This is a genomic window from Moorena sp. SIOASIH, assembly GCF_010671925.1.
Taxonomy (GTDB): domain Bacteria; phylum Cyanobacteriota; class Cyanobacteriia; order Cyanobacteriales; family Coleofasciculaceae; genus Moorena.
The window spans coordinates 995,837-1,012,955 of sequence record NZ_JAAHIH010000001.1 but is presented as its reverse complement, the minus strand read 5'-3'; the positions used below and the strand labels follow the sequence as shown (position 1 = coordinate 1,012,955).

Annotated in this window: 21 protein-coding genes; 2 read left to right on the top strand and 19 right to left on the bottom strand. The window is 42.0% G+C overall.

Annotated features, from left to right (window positions below):
- Positions 1–9: 9 nt before the first annotated feature.
- Positions 10–1,968 carry an ATP-binding protein gene (locus F6J90_RS04480; RefSeq protein WP_293091276.1) on the top strand — a complete coding sequence of 653 codons (1,959 nt, stop codon included), beginning with the start codon at positions 10–12 and terminating at the stop codon, positions 1,966–1,968.
- A gap of 82 nt (positions 1,969–2,050) precedes the next feature.
- Here F6J90_RS04480 and F6J90_RS04475 read toward each other — a convergent pair whose 3' ends face one another.
- From F6J90_RS04475 to F6J90_RS04400, 16 genes are all read right to left on the bottom strand, one after another.
- Positions 2,051–2,380: a hypothetical protein gene (locus F6J90_RS04475; RefSeq protein ID WP_293091275.1), complete on the bottom strand. Its 330-nt coding sequence runs from the start codon at positions 2,378–2,380 to the stop codon at positions 2,051–2,053.
- 342 nt (positions 2,381–2,722) lie between these two features.
- On the bottom strand, positions 2,723–2,944 hold the full coding sequence (locus F6J90_RS04470) for a hypothetical protein (protein ID WP_293091274.1): 222 nt from the start codon (positions 2,942–2,944) through the stop codon (positions 2,723–2,725).
- A gap of 41 nt (positions 2,945–2,985) precedes the next feature.
- On the bottom strand, positions 2,986–3,123 hold the full coding sequence (locus F6J90_RS04465; protein WP_293091273.1) for a hypothetical protein: 138 nt from the start codon (positions 3,121–3,123) through the stop codon (positions 2,986–2,988).
- 307 nt (positions 3,124–3,430) lie between these two features.
- Positions 3,431–3,838, bottom strand: coding sequence for a GPW/gp25 family protein (locus F6J90_RS04460; RefSeq protein WP_293091272.1), 408 nt, complete (start codon positions 3,836–3,838; stop codon positions 3,431–3,433).
- Between the two features lie 294 nt (positions 3,839–4,132).
- On the bottom strand, positions 4,133–4,804 hold the full coding sequence (locus F6J90_RS04455) for a Uma2 family endonuclease (protein WP_293091271.1): 672 nt from the start codon (positions 4,802–4,804) through the stop codon (positions 4,133–4,135).
- A gap of 179 nt (positions 4,805–4,983) precedes the next feature.
- On the bottom strand, positions 4,984–5,121 hold the full coding sequence (locus F6J90_RS04450) for a hypothetical protein (RefSeq protein ID WP_293091270.1): 138 nt from the start codon (positions 5,119–5,121) through the stop codon (positions 4,984–4,986).
- Positions 5,118–6,755: a type VI secretion system tip protein VgrG gene (gene vgrG / locus F6J90_RS04445; RefSeq protein ID WP_293091269.1), complete on the bottom strand. Its 1,638-nt coding sequence runs from the start codon at positions 6,753–6,755 to the stop codon at positions 5,118–5,120. The genes F6J90_RS04450 and vgrG overlap by 4 nt, the downstream gene beginning before the upstream one ends.
- 7 nt (positions 6,756–6,762) lie before the next feature.
- A complete protein-coding gene (locus F6J90_RS04440) occupies positions 6,763–7,662 on the bottom strand; it encodes a hypothetical protein (RefSeq protein WP_293091268.1) in 900 nt (299 codons plus the stop codon).
- A 140-nt stretch (positions 7,663–7,802) separates the two neighbouring features.
- Positions 7,803–8,000, bottom strand: a complete 198-nt coding sequence (locus F6J90_RS04435; protein WP_293091267.1) for a DUF5908 family protein — start codon at positions 7,998–8,000, stop codon at positions 7,803–7,805.
- An 8-nt stretch (positions 8,001–8,008) separates the two neighbouring features.
- Positions 8,009–8,497: a phage tail protein gene (locus F6J90_RS04430; protein ID WP_293091266.1), complete on the bottom strand. Its 489-nt coding sequence runs from the start codon at positions 8,495–8,497 to the stop codon at positions 8,009–8,011.
- Positions 8,498–8,620: 123 nt separating this feature from the next.
- Entirely contained in the window at positions 8,621–9,085 is a 465-nt protein-coding gene (locus F6J90_RS04425) for a phage tail protein (RefSeq protein WP_293091265.1), read from the bottom strand.
- Between the two features lie 260 nt (positions 9,086–9,345).
- Positions 9,346–10,716 carry a phage tail sheath C-terminal domain-containing protein gene (locus F6J90_RS04420; RefSeq protein ID WP_293091264.1) on the bottom strand — a complete coding sequence of 457 codons (1,371 nt, stop codon included), beginning with the start codon at positions 10,714–10,716 and terminating at the stop codon, positions 9,346–9,348.
- 24 nt (positions 10,717–10,740) lie between these two features.
- On the bottom strand, positions 10,741–11,559 hold the full coding sequence (locus F6J90_RS04415) for a hypothetical protein (protein ID WP_293091263.1): 819 nt from the start codon (positions 11,557–11,559) through the stop codon (positions 10,741–10,743).
- 62 nt (positions 11,560–11,621) lie between these two features.
- Positions 11,622–12,191 (bottom strand): DUF4255 domain-containing protein, encoded by a 570-nt coding sequence (locus F6J90_RS04410; RefSeq protein WP_293091262.1) that lies wholly within the window; start codon positions 12,189–12,191, stop codon positions 11,622–11,624.
- A gap of 360 nt (positions 12,192–12,551) precedes the next feature.
- Positions 12,552–12,866, bottom strand: a complete 315-nt coding sequence (locus F6J90_RS04405; protein WP_293091261.1) for a hypothetical protein — start codon at positions 12,864–12,866, stop codon at positions 12,552–12,554.
- A gap of 294 nt (positions 12,867–13,160) precedes the next feature.
- Positions 13,161–13,541 carry a hypothetical protein gene (locus tag F6J90_RS04400; RefSeq protein WP_293091260.1) on the bottom strand — a complete coding sequence of 127 codons (381 nt, stop codon included), beginning with the start codon at positions 13,539–13,541 and terminating at the stop codon, positions 13,161–13,163.
- Between the two features lie 465 nt (positions 13,542–14,006).
- Here F6J90_RS04400 and F6J90_RS04395 point away from each other — a divergent pair, with 465 nt between their 5' ends.
- Positions 14,007–14,582, top strand: coding sequence for a Uma2 family endonuclease (locus tag F6J90_RS04395; RefSeq protein ID WP_293091851.1), 576 nt, complete (start codon positions 14,007–14,009; stop codon positions 14,580–14,582).
- On the opposite strand, the gene F6J90_RS04390 is transcribed toward F6J90_RS04395, so the two are convergent.
- From F6J90_RS04390 to iscB, 3 genes are read right to left on the bottom strand one after another with little or no spacing between them, the layout of a single operon-like run.
- Complete coding sequence (locus F6J90_RS04390; RefSeq protein ID WP_293091259.1) at positions 14,574–14,720, bottom strand: hypothetical protein; 147 nt, start codon at positions 14,718–14,720, stop codon at positions 14,574–14,576. The two genes, F6J90_RS04395 and F6J90_RS04390, sit on opposite strands and share 9 nt — an antisense overlap.
- Complete coding sequence (locus tag F6J90_RS43420) at positions 14,707–15,603, bottom strand: globin domain-containing protein (protein WP_366513683.1); 897 nt, start codon at positions 15,601–15,603, stop codon at positions 14,707–14,709. The genes F6J90_RS04390 and F6J90_RS43420 overlap by 14 nt, the downstream gene beginning before the upstream one ends.
- Positions 15,584–16,870, bottom strand: a complete 1,287-nt coding sequence (gene iscB, locus F6J90_RS04375) for an RNA-guided endonuclease IscB (protein WP_293091258.1) — start codon at positions 16,868–16,870, stop codon at positions 15,584–15,586. The genes F6J90_RS43420 and iscB overlap by 20 nt, the downstream gene beginning before the upstream one ends.
- Positions 16,871–17,119 lie beyond the last annotated feature (249 nt).

Here is a 17,119-nt window from a genome sequence, read left to right as displayed (position 1 = left end):
GAGCGCGACATGGCACCCCAAACTAAAACCAACTGGTATCACTCTAATATTAGTTCTCTGTTTCAAGAAATCTTGCGAGTTCGTAACTATTTAGAAAACTACATAGAAGGTAAAAAAAATCTACAAACCGTTACAGAATTTATTGACGATACTTCTGCCCTGGCTCAACTTTGTAACAAATTCCTTCTCTCCCCCTTTGAAAGGGATATCCTGCTCATGTGCGCGGGAATGGAAATAGAACCATACTTCCATTCTTTGTTTGCCAAAGCCCAAAAAAATAGTCCAAACAAAAACTATCCTACTCTCAGTTTAGCTTTTGACGCCCTGCCCGGAGCCAATTGGGGTGTCCTTTCTCCCCAACGCCCTTTACTAAACTTGCAACTGCTCCACATTGAACCCGGATTGATCCTAAGCCAGTCCCCCCTCTATATTGACCAGCGTATCCTCTGCTTTCTTTTAGGAGAATATGCCACAGACCAGGAATTAGCAGGAAAGATCAAACCCCAAGCGCCTCAGACGAACGGTCATCTTTTGCCTAGCTCTCAGTTAAGTATAGTGGAGCAATTGATAAGCATTTGGTCTGGGGGCGAGGGGAGAAATAGCTATCCCGTGGTGCAATTATCTGGCTCGGATCGAAGCACTAAATACCAAATTGCCTCCGCCACTTGTCAGGGTTTGGGGTTAAAGTTACACACTCTAGAACCATTGGCTCTGACCACCAACCCCCAGGAAGTGTACCAACTGGGGAAGCGTTGGGAAAGGGAAGCAATACTTAGCAATAGTGTCCTGTTTATTGACTGCGATAGTTATAATTTTTCTGAGCCTGGGCGGGAGTTGGCTCTGAGCAAATTTATTGATAGTATCAATACTCCTTTAATCCTCAGCTGCAATGACCGAAAAATTGACTGTCAGCGGACTATTGTTAACCAAGACATCCCCCCATTGAGCCACGAGGAAAAATATCGCCTGTGGGAATACCATATAGGGTCAGCAGCAGCAGAACTTAACGGTCAACTTGAGCGCATCGCGGTACAGTTTAACCTCAATCATGCTACTATTCAAGCTGCCTGTGATCAATTCAAAATTCAAAATTCAAAATTCAAAATTCAAGACTCTACTCAATTATGGGATTTCTGCCGCCATAATGCCCGTAATCAATTAGATCACTTAGCGCAACCTATCAATGCGAAGGCTACCTGGGACGATCTGGTATTACCTACCCCACAACGGCTGCTTCTTGGGGATATTGCCACTCATCTCAAACACCGGTATAAAGTCTATCAGCAATGGGGTTTCGCCCAAAAAGGCCATCGGGGTTTGGGCATCAGCGCCCTATTTTACGGTGCTAGCGGTACTGGAAAAACCATGGCAGCAGAGGTATTAGCCCAGGAATTTTGCCTGGATCTTTATCGCATCGACCTAAGTCGAGTAGTCAGTAAATATATTGGTGAGACGGAAAAGAATCTGCGGCGGATCTTTGATGCTGCTGAAACCGGAAGTGCTATTCTACTGTTTGACGAAGCGGATGCCCTGTTTGGTAAGCGTACCCAAGTTCAAGACAGTCACGACCGCCACGCTAACATCGAAGTCAGCTATTTGCTGCAACGTATGGAAGCCTATCAAGGGTTAGCTATATTGACCACCAATTTCCAAAGCGCCCTCGATAGTGCCTTTTCGCGCCGGATTCGCTTTGTGGTCGAGTTTCCTTTTCCCGTACCGGAAATCCGTACCCAAATATGGCAGCGGATTTTTCCTGCCCAGACACCAACCCAAAACTTAAATTACCAGAAACTGGGTCAACTCAATGTAGCAGGTGGAAATATTCGCAATATAGCCCTAAATGCCGCCTTTTTGGCCGCCGCAGCGGATGAAGCCGTGAACATGGAACATATCTATGAAGCGACAAAACGGGAATATCTTAAATTGAAGAAAATGTTGACAAACGAAGAGATTGAAGGGTGGTTTTAGTGTAAGCTATCAGCTATCAGCTCTCAGCTCTCAGCTCTCAGCTCTCAGCTTTTGAATAAAACAGGTAAATTTTTAATCTGAGTTAAGTCCCAGCGTCGTTCGCACAGCGTGGCCATTCGCGTAGCGTGGCCATTCGCGTAGCGTGGCCATTCGCGTAGCGTGGCCAAAGGCCAAGGCCAAGGCCAAGGCCAAAGCCTGTGCCACAGCTGACGGCTGACCGCTGACCGCTGACCGCTGAATCCTTACGTTTTAGTTGTGGGGTAGTTGTGGTGTAGGGTGGGCAAATGCTGATCCAATGACAATAAGATCTCGAATCCTCGACCTTTGCCCACCCTACAAGCTGTTGCTCTTTTTTTGATCCATTGTTAGGTATTTGCCTTGATGAGACTTTTTGCGTGACCGAATTTGCCATTTTGCTATGCCTGATTTTCGGTTTTTTTTGGGTCAGTCTTTTTCTTTGTAAGTTTTATCTAGCGGCAATCACATTATAACTTTTTAAGTAACTTATCATATTCAGTGTGAGAGCCAATCCAAAACCAAACTATTGTATCTGTCGTTTTCATAACTCCTACAGCACGCCAACCGATTCCCACCCTAACAGAGTATATTGGCTCTTGAGTCTGAAGTTTCTTAAACTCTAAACTTGGATGCTTGGGATTCTGTTTCCAAAGTTTATAATTTTTTCGTGCAGTCTGCTTTACTTTTTCTGGTAATTTCCCAAAACAGTTGACAAAGTCATTGGTTAATTCTGACTTCAGAATTCATCAAAACCCATAACTTTCGTTTCCCCTATCTTAGATTCATTTAATGCTTTACGGGCTAATTCGTCTAGGAAAGAGGTTTGAGATTGTGATAATGTTTTTTGCCATTTAAGTTCATTCTCAATATCTTCGATTAACTGATGAGCAAGTTCGTTTTGTATCTCTTCTGGTAAATTTTGTGCTTTCTGAAAAGCCTCTGTTAATAGATAAGTCATTAATTTCAGTATTTATCAGGAAAAACGTCTCTAAATAAATGTTAGCTTAAGTTGTGGCGTAGGGTGGGCAAATGCTTATCCTCTGACCATAAGTAATCGAATCGGGTCCATTTGCCCACTGTGGCGTAGGGTGGGCAAATGCTGAGCCAATTCCCTATTTCATCTGGAATCGGGTCCATTTGCCCACCTTCCCTGAAGCGTAGGGTGGGCAAATGCTGTAATTTTCACTCGAATCGGGTCCATTTGCCCACTGTGGCGTAGGGTGGGCAAATGCTGTACCTGAGACCATTAGATATCGAATTATGTCCATTTGCCCACCCTACAAGCTGACAATTTCATCTCGAATCCTGTCGATTTGCCCACCCTACAATAACTACTACCTGACAGCTGACGGCTGACAGCTGACGGCTGACAGCTGACGGCTGACAGCTGACGGCTGAATGCTTACCACCCTACAAGCCCACTACAAGGGCACCCGACAATAACTCAAACCGTTTGAGCTTCATTAAGATAAAAAGGATAAACCAGGTTAAACCTAGAATTAGTTACTCGCACGGTATAGGTAACAATTATTAACAACAATCCCTCGATTTCACTGTCCTCTATATTTATCTCCTCCACATCTATACGATGCTCATGGTTCAAAAGAGCATCAGAAATCGTGCCTCTTATTCCCGTAATTAACCCTTGAGTAATTTCCTCAAACAGAAACTGACTCAATTCGCAACCAAAGTCAGGCTGCATAATCCGTTCCCCTGGACGGGTTGACAGGATAATTTCCAAACTTTGGACAATATCCTCCTGATCAGAAACCATCTCCACCGTTCCTGTATCCTGGTTAAATGTCGGGGGAAAACTCCATCCTGTCCCTAAAAAAGAGCGGTTTTGTTCCATTTGCCTCTTGCCTCTTGCCTTAATAGTACTGTAAGCTATCAGCCGTCAGCCGTCAGCCGTCAGCCATCAGCCGTCAGCCGTCAGCCGTCAGCATTCAGCTGACGTAACAAAGATTAAACGAATGCTTACTTGTTTTATTTAAAAGCTCAAAGCTCAAAACTGAGAGCTGAGAGCTGATAGCTGATAGCTGAATGCTTACATAGTACTGACTTTGGTGCGTTACGCTGTCGCTAACGCACCCTACGGGCTGAGAGCTGAGAGCTGACGGCTGACGGCTGATAGCTGAATGCTTACCTATTTCTTGACTAGATTTTCATGTTCTGGTGATTTTAATCCCTCCTGTAAAATTGCTAAAACTTGGCCTAAGTCTCCGGTAAGTAAAGCGTCTTGGGCTAACCATAAGCCAGGGAAGTAGTCACTACAGATAATGCCTTTATCATTCGGGTTTAGTTTAATATATTTTCCTTCCCTTAACCGAAACCAATCAAGTTCTCCGTCATAAACCCGCCAAACTAAATATTCTTGTACTTGATTACGTCGGTAAGCTTTTAATTTATCATTTAAATCAATAGAGGCGGTACTAGCTGCTATTTCTACGATTAATTCTGGCGCACCTTCTACATAGCCGTCTTCACTAATCCTTGATTGTCCATCTACCGTTAGTCTTAGTAAAGCATCCGGTTGAGGTTCATTGTCGGCATCTAGACGTACTGTACAATTATCGCCCAGTTGAACATTAGGAGTAGAAGCTTTATAGACACCAAGCCATGTTACAATGGAAGCATGGGGTTCCCCATGTTGCTTAATTCTTAAGGGTGATGCCATATAAACAATTCCTTCGATTAATTCCGCTTTTTTGACATCAGGCATCTGTGCATAACGCTGTTCAAATTCAACCTGAGTAAGTTGATCCCCGTTTTCAAGGGGTGGAATTGGATTTTTGGGTTTTAATATGGTTTGAGACATGGGTTTTTTTAGTACTGACTTTGGTGGGTTAGTAAGCAATCAGCTATCAGCTATCAGCTATCAGCTATCAGCTATAAACTATCAGCTATCAGTTATCAGCTATCAGCTATCAGTTATCAGCTATCAGCTATAAACTATCAGTTATCAGCTATCAGCTATCAGCTATCAGCTATCAGTTATCAGCCATAGGCCAACGGCTGACCGCTGACCGCTGACGGCTGATGGCTGACCGCTGACGGCTGATGGCTGACCGCTGACGGCTGACGGCTGACGGCTGACCGCTGACCGCTGACCGCTGACCTTGCTTCTTGCCTCAATTAATATCCACTCTCGAGCCTTTAATCTTGATATAGTTACCCTCCATCACCAGGTCTTTACTTGATTTTATCTTAATTCCTTGATTATCCATCGTGATTGTATTCCCATTTTCATCTTCCAATTTAATCCCTTTATCCTGCTCTGATAATTTTAAGGTATTGCCCTTAGGTGTACTAATTTCGATTAACTTATTTTCATCATCAAATATAATTTTTAGGGATTCTTTAGTGACAATTCCTTTCTTATTATTTTCCTTGGTTACTGTCAAACCGGCTGGTAAATCATTTTTCCCACTATGCACTGCTCCTAGAATTATGGCTTGTCTAGGGTCATCATTGATAAAACCGAGAATCACCTCATCCCCGGTTTCTGGTCTAAAGAAAATACCCCTTTTATTACCAGCATCAACGGAAGCTAATCTTGCCCAAACAATACCATCAGTTTCAATTGAAGGAATTCTGACTTTTACCCTAAACTGTTTTTCTGGATCCGCTTCATACTTATCCACAATCCCAATTTGCAACCCATGGATAGCTGGAATCAATCCCGCTACTGGTGTATCAAAAATATCATTATTTTGTTGATAAAACCAGCTAGCTGATAAACCAAACTGTACATCTGTTTGCCAGCCTTGGGTAGTAACTTGATGTCGAATAGCGGTTACTAAGGTTTGACCATTGAAGCGCTTTCCTATTCCAGCAAGTTTTATACTATCTCCTGGTTTAATATCAGCAAATCCAGGCACTTTGAGGCGACCTTTAAACAGTGACAGACGACTTTTTTGTAACTTGGCATCTGCCCAAGCTTTTACTTCCTGGTCATCTAAGGGAGCTAAACTGATTAATTTATAGTTATCTGCGCCAATTGTTTTGGCTAATTCATCTCCTTTTAAATTACCCTGGTTGATAGAAAATTCTTTCGCTTTTTGTGATTGTAATAATTTCTGTGTTTTGATATCCCAAGCTGTACTTTCTACCGATGCTTTCTGATCGCAAATATCAGCTTCCATTTCAAACTCGTAAATTTCATCAATGCCATACTCAAAGGTATGTTTGGCTTCCTTTAGATTAGGCTCTTTAACCGTAATTTCGCCATCATCAACTAAAACCCACAGACCATTGACATCCGCACGAGATAAAATGAAATCCCAGTCAGTGCAGTAATATTGCACCATTTCTTTATGCTTTGGTTGAGTTGCAGCACTAGATTTGACTGTTAACCCCCCAGTTTTGATGACTTTGTCGATAATATCCTTGTCTGTCATATCTCGAAAGACAGCACTTTTTCTTTGGGTGGTTAGTTTGTATGCTGCATCTTTTAAATCAACAGTGAGCAGAGAACTATAGCGATCGGCTTGAACACAGTGTCTAACTATAAGACCTTTAAAAACTGTTGCTTCTTTTTGTTTTTCTCCTTCATAGCGAAGCTTAATTTCAATTTCTTGGCCTGGTTTAAAAAACTCTGTATTGCTAATAGTAAATTCTTGTTCTGCCGCCTCACCATCTAATAAAATGATTTGAGCTATCGGGATTTTATTGACCTCTTTGATAATGTCAATCGACATGAGGTTGTATTCAGGGTTCATTTCGTCCCCAGTATCACTCAAAATTGTTGCTGTGACGACACCACTCATTATTTTTTTACTTCTCTATTGGCGGTAAATTGATAGTTGTTCCGGTTTTTAACTTTCTGATGTTATTGAGATTATTAGCACGGGCAAGCTGGATATAATAGGCCGAGTCACCATATACCTCTTGAGCCATCAAAGGCAACTTATCTCCAGCTTTTATAGTTCTAGTATGGGTAAGATCGGGTGAGCTTTTCTTTTTTTGTGCAATTCGCTTGGAATCTTTTATATCCTCGATAAAAACTGTATCTAACTCAGCTCTTATCGGTTTTCCGCTACGGTTAAAAAGTGTATACTTAACATTAACAGATTGGAGACGGCAATCAAAAATTAAGTCTCCCCATTCAATTTTGAGAAATTTAGGCTCATGGATGTCGCCATCCATCTCAAATGTTAATTCAAGAAACTTTTTGACTTGCTTGTCAACATCTCTCGTCCCTAAAAGATTTCCAACTAATGAAGCTCCGGCAAATCCAAAACCTCCATAATCTGCTACCCCTGTGTCATCTAAAATTAACTTTAGGGACAATTCTTCTGGTTTGGTAAGAGTATATTTTGCCGACCTACTACTGGTATTAATTCCCTGTTTTTTTTGATAAACATTCCCGTATTGTAAAGAATAGGATTCCGGATTAAACATGACTTCAAAGGTGCCGTCTTTCTGAGTCCGGTCTTCATCTTTATAAACACGAATCTTCAGCTTTTCTAATTTGAAAGGGTTTTTTAGCATATAATGATTATTTGGGTGAGGTATAAATTCTTGGGTTTTAGGGAATCGGGAATCGGGAATCGGGAATCGGGAATCGGGAGCAGGGAACAGGGAACAGGGAATCGGGAATCGGGAATCGGGAACAGGGAACAGGGAACAGGGAACAGGGAACAGGGAACAGGGAATCGGGAAAATCTCCCCCATCTCCCTATCTCCCTATCTCCCCATCTCCCCATCTCCCCATCTCCCTATCTCCTTATCTCCTTATCTCCCTATCTCCCCATCTCCCTATCTCCCTATCTCCCTATCTCCCCCTCTCCCCACCCTCCCCACACTTCCTTACCTTATCTCTCTTTTTTCCGCTCCAGTATCTTCAGGACTTGTGCCACACAAGCAGCAATTATTTCACCTTTTTGTTCATAATTTTCTCCCATCTGGGGAGCTAAAGTATTATCATAACTATGTCCATTCTCACTATTTCCATGCTTAGGCTCACTATTATCCACAATGTTGGCACGAATAATTAATTCTTTGATTTCCACTGGCATAGCTAAATCCTCACACTTTGAAATCTCACATAGGCTAATTCCATCGTATCTATAACCACAGCATTGGCATTAGCATCTAGGTCAGATGTTGACCATTTTACTGGATAAGCTCTCTTAAATAACCAACTAGAAACAGGAACAGTGTTTTCATCAAGCAACATGACTAAGACATTGCTGGGAGCAAATTTCATGGTACTCATAGCAACGTTAAACTCTACATTCAGAGGAGAGCCAATCACCATTCCTCTTTCTAAAACCAGATTATTATAGGTAACCTGATTAGGCAAACGATGTCTGAAAATATTTTCACCTCCTTCACGGATGTCTGTTGTGCTTATTTCCGCAGAAATTCCCGATACTTTTTGAAAGCGAATATCTAAGGGATTAGGTACAATTCCACCAATGAAAAAGACGACCATAAAATTAAATCCAACCGGGGGATTTTCCGTCAAAGTAAGTTCCGGAATCGGAATGGGGAAATTATCTGCCATAACTTACAGCGGTTTTCAATTCGGTGAAGTACAAATTATTGGGTTTTTAGGGAATAGGGAACAGGGTTCCCTGTTCCCTGTTCCCTGTTCCCTGTTACCGACCATTGCCGCGAATTATAATGATTATAATGGAGGGTTATTAACCTTGAGAGTATTAGCCATTAGTTCTAAACTTTCAATAGCAACTTCATTGCTAGTGGCATTAAATGACGGTGCATCTAATTTCTTAGGGAAAGCATTTATAACTTCCCAGGAGACAACTGGTTCACCTGACTCGTCTAACAATTCAATAGTAAGATCTCGCTTTTCGACGGTATTGAGGTTAATCGTGCTAAACCATTCAAATAAATAGCTGTCTTGTCTGACAATTCCTTTCTGTAGGGTTAGGTTAATGGGAGTGTCTAATCCTGGCATGTACTTTGCCCCTTCTTTATAACTCAGGCCATCTCGATAAGTAATAGTTTCGTATTCAATGCTTAATCCCGATACCTCTGAGAAAGCATAGGAATTATCTCCAGCGATGGTGACTCGGTAATAAAATACCGGAATTGGATAAGTATTTTTGATTTGTTCTACTGTGTCTGCCATGATTTATTTATCCTTAATTACTTTAGGTTTGGTTTAAGCTATCAGCTATCAGCTATCAGTATTCAGCTATCAGCATTCAGCATTCAGCATTCAGCTATCAGCATTCAGCATTCAGCTATCAGCTATCAGCATTCAGCATTCAGCTAATGCGCTACGCGCAATCGGTGCTTTTGAATAAAATAAGCTAACCGCTGACCGCTGACCACTGACCACTGAATGCTTGCAATTTTGAATTTTGAATTTTGAATTTTGAATTCCCCCTATGCTTCCTGTAATTTGTGGGAGAATTTCAGGATAATAAACTCAGCTGGACGTACTGCTGCCAGACCAATTTCCACAATCATGCGTCCTTCTAAAATGTCCTGTGCTGTCATGGTTTTACCCAGTCCGATATGGACAAAGAAAGCTTGTTCAGGTGTAGCACCAGCCAGGGCACCCTGTCGCCATAATCCCTCTAGATAACTTTCAATTAGGGACTTCACTTTCAGCCAGGTGATGGTGTTGTTAGACTCAAAGACCACAAATGCAGTGGCTTTCTGAATCGATTCTTCAATGAGATTGAACAGTCTGCGCACAGGGATATAGCGCCATTCATTGTCATTACCCGCTAAAGTCCTTGCTCCCCAAATTAAAGTTCCTTTTCCGGTAAAGCTACGAATAGCATTGATGGATTTACCGGCGGTGGGATCAACGTTAAGATTTTCCTGTTCCTCGTTGGTAATTTTGACCGTAGGGGCAAGTACCGATGCCAAGCTGACATTAGCAGGTGCTTTCCAAACTCCCCTGTCCCGATCTACCCTGGCATATACCCCTGCTACGGCTGCACTTGGGGGTAATACGACTCGCTGTTTAGCTAGTTCAGCCAAAATTTTGTTGTAGAGATCGGTATTTGTGGTTTGGCTGTCAGTCAGCGTTGAGTCAGTGCTTCCTCCTGTATTAGTGGTTCCTCCTGTATTAGTGCTTCCTCCACCTCCTTTGATAGTTACAGAATCGTCGGTGTAATAGTAGTTGAGTGATGTTTGGAGATAAGGATAATAAGCTGCGCCATATTTTAAATCTGCTGTACCAATTCCCTGTCGGAATCCATCAACTTGTTCTTTCATAACGTCGAAAATGGCAAACCGATCTTTTAATCTATTGCATTGCATCAAAGCTTGTACACAAAGTCCGTAATAATCGGTATCAGGAGTTAAATTAACGGCATCGGTAAGCATGATTAAAGTCGGTTCATCTTCTTTTTCTAAAGCTGATAATCCTGCTAGAAAATCATCCTTTTTTTTACTTCCTTTGTAATTACCCACCGAAACAATGTAACAACTGCCCCCACCGTTATCAAAATAAATCCGCAAGGCATAATACATTAAATACTTGAGAACAGGAGTGACAATGTTGTCAATTCCATCGTCATTAGCTGTAACCTCAAACTTGGTTGCTTCAGCCTTGCCAAACAAAGTTTCATAGTCAAGTAGTGAACTAATTCGAGTGGGTTTATTGGTTAAATCTTCACTGCCTCGTTTAGCTTTCTCTGTGTAACCGATAAAAGCTGGAATCGCTGTAGATACCTCAGCGACTGAGGGGGGAAATGTAGAAATTTCCTCGACATAAACATTGGGAGTTTTATAAGTGACCATGGTTCAATCCTTACGTTTCAATTTTTATAGGTATTTCAGGGCATTAATGACTTGAATTCCGTTCTGATTAGGGGGATTAGGTAAATGATAAATCCACACAGAGGGATCGCCAAGTTCATTCTTTTTATTTTTTAAAAGTTGAATATTTTGTCTCCCTGCTTCCTGACAAGCAATTTCTGAACATGATTGAAAGCAATATTGTTGAGATTTAGGAAATTGTTGGTTAAGGGCAGAAAATATTGACTCTGTATCTTCAGACTCGACACAAGGTATAAATTGAATTTTTGGGTTCCTGGTTGTCTCTTTATCTTCAATCAAGAATTCATCGCCATTAGTTACTTGATCGGTTACCAAGTAATAGAACCACGGTTGTTTTTTTGCTTGGAAGGTGATTTGATAGTCACTCTTCGGATTTTCATCTTTCAAATCTTTAGGCATGGAGGAGTTATTATAAATATCCACAATGCCAAAAATCAGCTTTCCCCTGGGTAAATTTCTATCAGATAAGGTAGTTTGAGCTATTTCTAACTCTGACACTCCAATTTCAGTAGTTTTATGATTACTAAACAGATAAATACCATTATCAACGGGTTGACAGTCAATCTCGGTGAAATCTATAAAATCTTGATTTTTGATTTTCAATATAAAAGTAAATTGCAAATTATCAGCAAGCTCTACCCAGGGTTTATGTTCTGAATTTACTGGGGCAATGACCACTAGTCCGTTAACTTTATTCTTAACAATCAGACGATGACCCCTAAGTACCCTGCTACATTCAGCTGTTGGTTCAACACTTAAGTCCGGGCAGACTTTATCCCGATAATAGTCGTGAAGAATACTCAATTCAAAGAGTTGCTTATAAAGCATAATCTAGATGACCATTGTGTTTTAGTTTGTCGGCGATACTAGATTCTTGAACTACTAACTTCCCTCTCAGTTACATCAGAGCCAATTTCCAGCGTATCCCCATCGGCAAAGACAACCATTCTGACTTTATAAATGACTGAAGGCATATAAGACATTCCTAAACCAGACCAAACCTCTCTTTGTTCAGTAAAAGGCAAATTAACCAGTTCTATGGTCAACTTTTGGATCTCCGAACTGAGGGTTGGAGAGTTACGACAATCAAATAATCGATGACTTTGAAAGTATTTGATAATTAGGGATAAAAACTTTAAAGATTGCCGGTAATTAGTAAAATTAGCAGCATAGAGAACGTATAAATTGAGGTAAAGATTAGGGTTGTTTTGCTGGTTCCCCCCCTGATTAGGCATCCTGTCATAGGCGGCACCAGAACGAAAAGTATAGTCTTCTTCTAAGTTAACTAATAAGGTAGTAATCGCATTCTCTTCTAAGGAAACTTCTTTCCCGTTGCGATCCTGAAGAAATAAGACCTCAAAAGCCTGACCCCCGGTTTTTACTCGGATGTAGCTGTTGAGTTGTTCCTTAAGAAACGAGAGAACATGTTCCAACATAGGTAGTATCTATCCCGCCTAATAATTGGAGGATAATCTTGACAAGAAGACTTTGATACTCCCGTCGCTAAATCGAAGATTATAGCGAGGGATTCTTAAGAGTATAAAACCCTTAACGGCTGAACCAAACAGCCTCTAGACCCTCCGATAAAATCCTTGGGGTTACTTGTATGTTTATGATCAGCTTAATTCCATGCGACAGAGGCTTTTAAGCTTGTCTTTTAATGCATATATTGGAACCTGAGAAAACTCTGATTGCTTCGTGTCCCTTAATCGTTTAATTTTGGGATTGTGATCGATAGCAATCTTGCTAATCCTGTAATCTTATCCTAACAAAAATAGGCAAGATACGCTACAAATTCAGTCTCCAATTCCCCTACCGCTAAGTCTTCGACTATAACGGGAGTCCCCTTGGAGTTGAATGATGGAATAGGGAAATACCTTTTCTATACTTCTAACTGCCACCAAAATAACACTAACATGAAAAACAAAGAAAGAGAGCAAATCCCGAAAAATGAAATATATCGTAACATTTTTCGGGATTTTCAACAATGAAATATATCGTAATATTTTTAGGAATATAGCGGTTTTTAATTGGGTGAGGTACAGAGTCCTTGGTTTTAGGGAACAGGGAACAGGGAACAGGGAACAGGGAAAAAATCCTGTGTACCTCATTAGGATAGAAACCGCTATATTCAACTCGGATCATTTTTCGTAAGCAGTCAGCAGTCAGCAGTCAGCAGTCAGCAGTTGGCAGTTGGCCACGCTACTTGAGGTGCTTATAGCGTTTCTTATGGCGTTGCTGATTATGGGTATGGTCAAGCCCCCCTAGCCCCCCAATTTTGGGGGGAACAAGACTTTCTTGCGTCCCCCGAGCGAGGGATTGCTCGCTCGGGGGACCCACGGGGGCTTGACCAAAACCAGATGATCCCGCATTCATTCCTTAATTCAGCAACGCCTTTCTTATACCTATGAGGTACACAGGATTTTTGGGATTGCTGAGGGGCGGGATGAATAGGAGTGGGGTGGGCATCCTGGCCGCCTGGGAATATTGATAACGGGCAAGATGCCCGTTCCACGGCAAGATGCCCGTTCCACGGCAAGATGCCCGTTCCACGGCAAGATGCCCATTCCACGGCAAGATGCCCGTTCCACGGCAAGATGCCCATTCCACGCCAAGATGCCCATTCCACGCCAAGATGCCCATTCCACGGCAAGATGCCCGTTCCACCAACATCCCCGTTCCACCAACATCCCCGTTCCCCCAACATCCCCGTTCCACCAACATCCCCGTTCCACCAACATCCCCGTTCCACCAACATGCCCGTTCCGCCAACATGCCCGTTCCACAAAACTCTTAAAATCATTCCATTATTAAGCAACGCCATGTCTATTGCCTGGTGGGCAGTTGGGTTTAGCCTAACGGGTATAGCCGTCAGCCCCCTTACTGCTTTTTAGGTGGGACTAATTTCTCTGAGGTTTCAATTAGGATTGGTATATATAGCGTTTGTATTTGAGTTGTGAATATAGGATTGATGGGAAAAGGGAGCAGGGAGCTGAGGCCGTAGGCCACGCTACGCGAACGGAGCAGGGAGCAGGGAGCAGTAGGAAAGAGCTTGGATGATTTTTTGGTGTTCTTAAAAATCAGCAAGATTGTTCATGACCTATTTATAAACCCTATATATAGGGATCCTAATTGAATTGTGATAATTTTTGATGCCCTATTCCCTACTCCCTACTCCCTACTCCCTACTTCCTACTCCCTGTTCCCTTTGCTATAGATTGCCAACGGTAAACTTTCCCGGATTGCTCAACATGACAACTATAACCACAGAAGGATTATACACCTTTGAAGAATACCTCAACTATGATGATGGTACCGACAACCGCTATGAATTAGTGGATGGGAGGTTAGAAATCATGAATCCACCAACCTTTAGGCATCTGCTGATTGCTAAGTTTATTGAACAAGCATTGGAAGCAGAAATTAATCGTTTGGGTTTGCCTTGGCTGTGTTTTAAAGAAGCAGGAATTCGGACAGGATGGCGCAAGTCACGGCTAAGTGATGTCTATGTGGTAACCAAAGATCAGGTAATGGCATTGCTAGATCAGTCAGCAGTATGTGATACTCCTCCATTATTAGCAGTAGAGGTGGTGAGTCCTGATTCTGTTAAGCGAGATTATCGTTACAAACGTTCAGAGTATGCTGCCTTGGGAATCATTGAATATTGGATTGTTGACCCCCTGAAGAAAAAAGTTTCACTGCTGGTGTTAGAGGAAGGGTTATATCAGGAAACAGTGTTCACTGGAAATCAACAGTTAACATCACCTACGTTTCCTGAGCTGATGTTAACCGTTGAGCAGGTTTTGACTGCTGGGAATTTAGACTAACAGAAATATAGCGGTTCTCATATTCCCGACTCCCGACTCCCGACTCCCGACTCCCGACTCCCGACTCCCGACTCCCGACTCCCGACTCCCGACTCCCGACTCCCTACTCCCTACTCCTAAATTGCTATAATGATTCATAGATTTGACGTTCTCTGTTAATAAAAATATCAGCTAATATCTGATAAGCTTCTGTCCAAGCTGCTATCACTTCCTCTGTCGCCGCTTCATGCAACACATCCTTCATCGCTTGTAGTAGACTCTCTCCCACAATGGGATATTGTTCTGGTTTAACATGGGTTTTTACATGACGATGAGCAATCAACTCAACCATTGATTTTAAAGCCTCCGGATTATCAATTTTGGTAGCATAACTATAGACTGCTGTAGCTAACTTAGCTGGTTGAGAACCATTAGCTTGAGCTGACATATCAAACTGTGCTTTTACCTCTGGATGGTTGTGAAACATGATTTCATACATCCGAGTAGTAATTTGCTTACCATGCTTTTTGAGGAGGGGAGCTGTGGACTTGATGATATCTATGGTTTCTTGGCTCACCTGATTCACTGGTTTAGGTTTTTCCGAGAAGGTTAGCATAAATTTAAGATTTTCTTGGGCTTGTAACCTATGAGGTGCTTTAGCAGGTATAAAGATAAAGACTCCTGCTTCTAAGGTAATCTCTTTCTGGTCTAAGGTCAGAATTCCTTTCCCTTCAATTACCGTGATTGCGGCATTACGAGGTGAAGTATGCTCCTCAATTGCTGTACCTTTTGCCAAACAAAATAGGGTGTATTGGCAATTGTTATCCTTGAGCAAAACTTTGCTAATCATCCCTGTATGTGGATAGTCAGCTAATTTTTGTAGGGAAGTGCTAAACGATGTGTTTGCTTTAGCGATCGCATTACCCATCTGAAATGCGGGAAGGGGACTCCCGCTATAGACGCTAGTTTTAGCGGGAGAGGAATTGCCGCCAACTGATAAATTGAGTGATAGCGAATCCGCATTAATTGACTTGGTATTCATAACCGTCAGCCCTAAAGATTGTTTGTAAATATTTGGGATGTACATCAAACTTCTGATTTGGTAATTGCAAAACAAAACTGGGACGAAAACGAATAGCAATACGCCCTGTATACTTTCCTGCATATTTCCCTTTCGGGATATCGGCTTTAACTACATCACCTGTCTGAAACCCTTGAAAGAACTTAGCTGATGGTGCATGAGCTAATGGGAATCCGTATTTGTCTGTTCGGCAACGTTGTCTTCGTCCGTGTCCTTTGGCTTTAACAATCAAAGGCTTGATGCCGTTAAGGAACAACTTCTCCGGCGTTGATTTCCCAATACAAGCAGCATCCGTCCAGTGGTTTTTTTCGATACCTCTGGTCTTTCGGTTAAATTTAGTCAAACCACCAGATCCAGTTTCTAGAAGCAGTCCAGTTGAATGCAATCTTCTGAACAATACAAGGCGAGTAGCATTCACTGCTGCTGCATCCTTCAGTGGTGTTTTTGCCTTGGATAATACTCGTTTGAGAATGGCTGGCTTTTTCTTGATAAACTTCTCAATATGGTCATTTCCTTTCTTTTGATTACAACACCGACAAGCTAGGGTTAAATTACTAACTCTGTTACTGCCACCCTTAGACTTAGGGATAATATGTTCTACTTCTAGCGGCACATTTTCCGCACCACAGTAAACACAATTTCGTCCCCACTTAGCTAGCAAGTATTCCTTGACCTCAAATCCAAACAACTCACCGCGTTGGTATTCAACTCCGCTAATTTCAGGATTCTGCATTTTTTGCAGATCAAAGCGGACTAACTCTTGAGATATTGCGCTGACAGGACAAAGCTTCGTAAGTCGTCTAACCCAAGTTTCAATATTGAAAATACGACTCATTAATGATGGAGCAAGCCATCCTGTGGTGCGTGTCCGATTCAAGAAACGAGGCTTACGGTAACGGGTTTTGCGGTTACGTCGTCCACGCCTATTAGCTCTACGAGACTCAAGAGCATCTTTAATCTGCTGTCCTCTATGAAAGATTTCTAAAGCACTAGTTACTCGACCTGTTGGCTCTTGAACAATGGCAAGCCCCGTTGTTTTAGAGCCAGGGTCTATTTTGATTCGGTGTGAATGAGTTACTGAATTTTCCAGAGTTCTATCTTGTAAAATAATTGTGAATGGATAACGTTTGAAAACTTTAGCCCTTCTTTTTTTGAGTAGTTCCCTAGCTCTTGCCGGATGACAAGGGTCTAGAGGTTGTTTATTTTGGTCTAGTACGAAAACTCGCATTACTTTGATCACTCCACAATGTGGGTAAAGTTTGCCTTGACAATGTTATAAACGCCTTGTTAGGTACAACTCACTGGCTTAACTCGTTACACCTGTTTAAAGCTGTACGACAGTTGCTACAAACTGGCACGTATCTGTAGGTGTCATGAGCGAAATAACGTAGCTCATAAGTGAGCTTAGTCTGGTCAACTATGAGCTTTTTACAAGCTCCCGCTATAATCTTAAAGATTTAGCGGTGAGTTATTGACT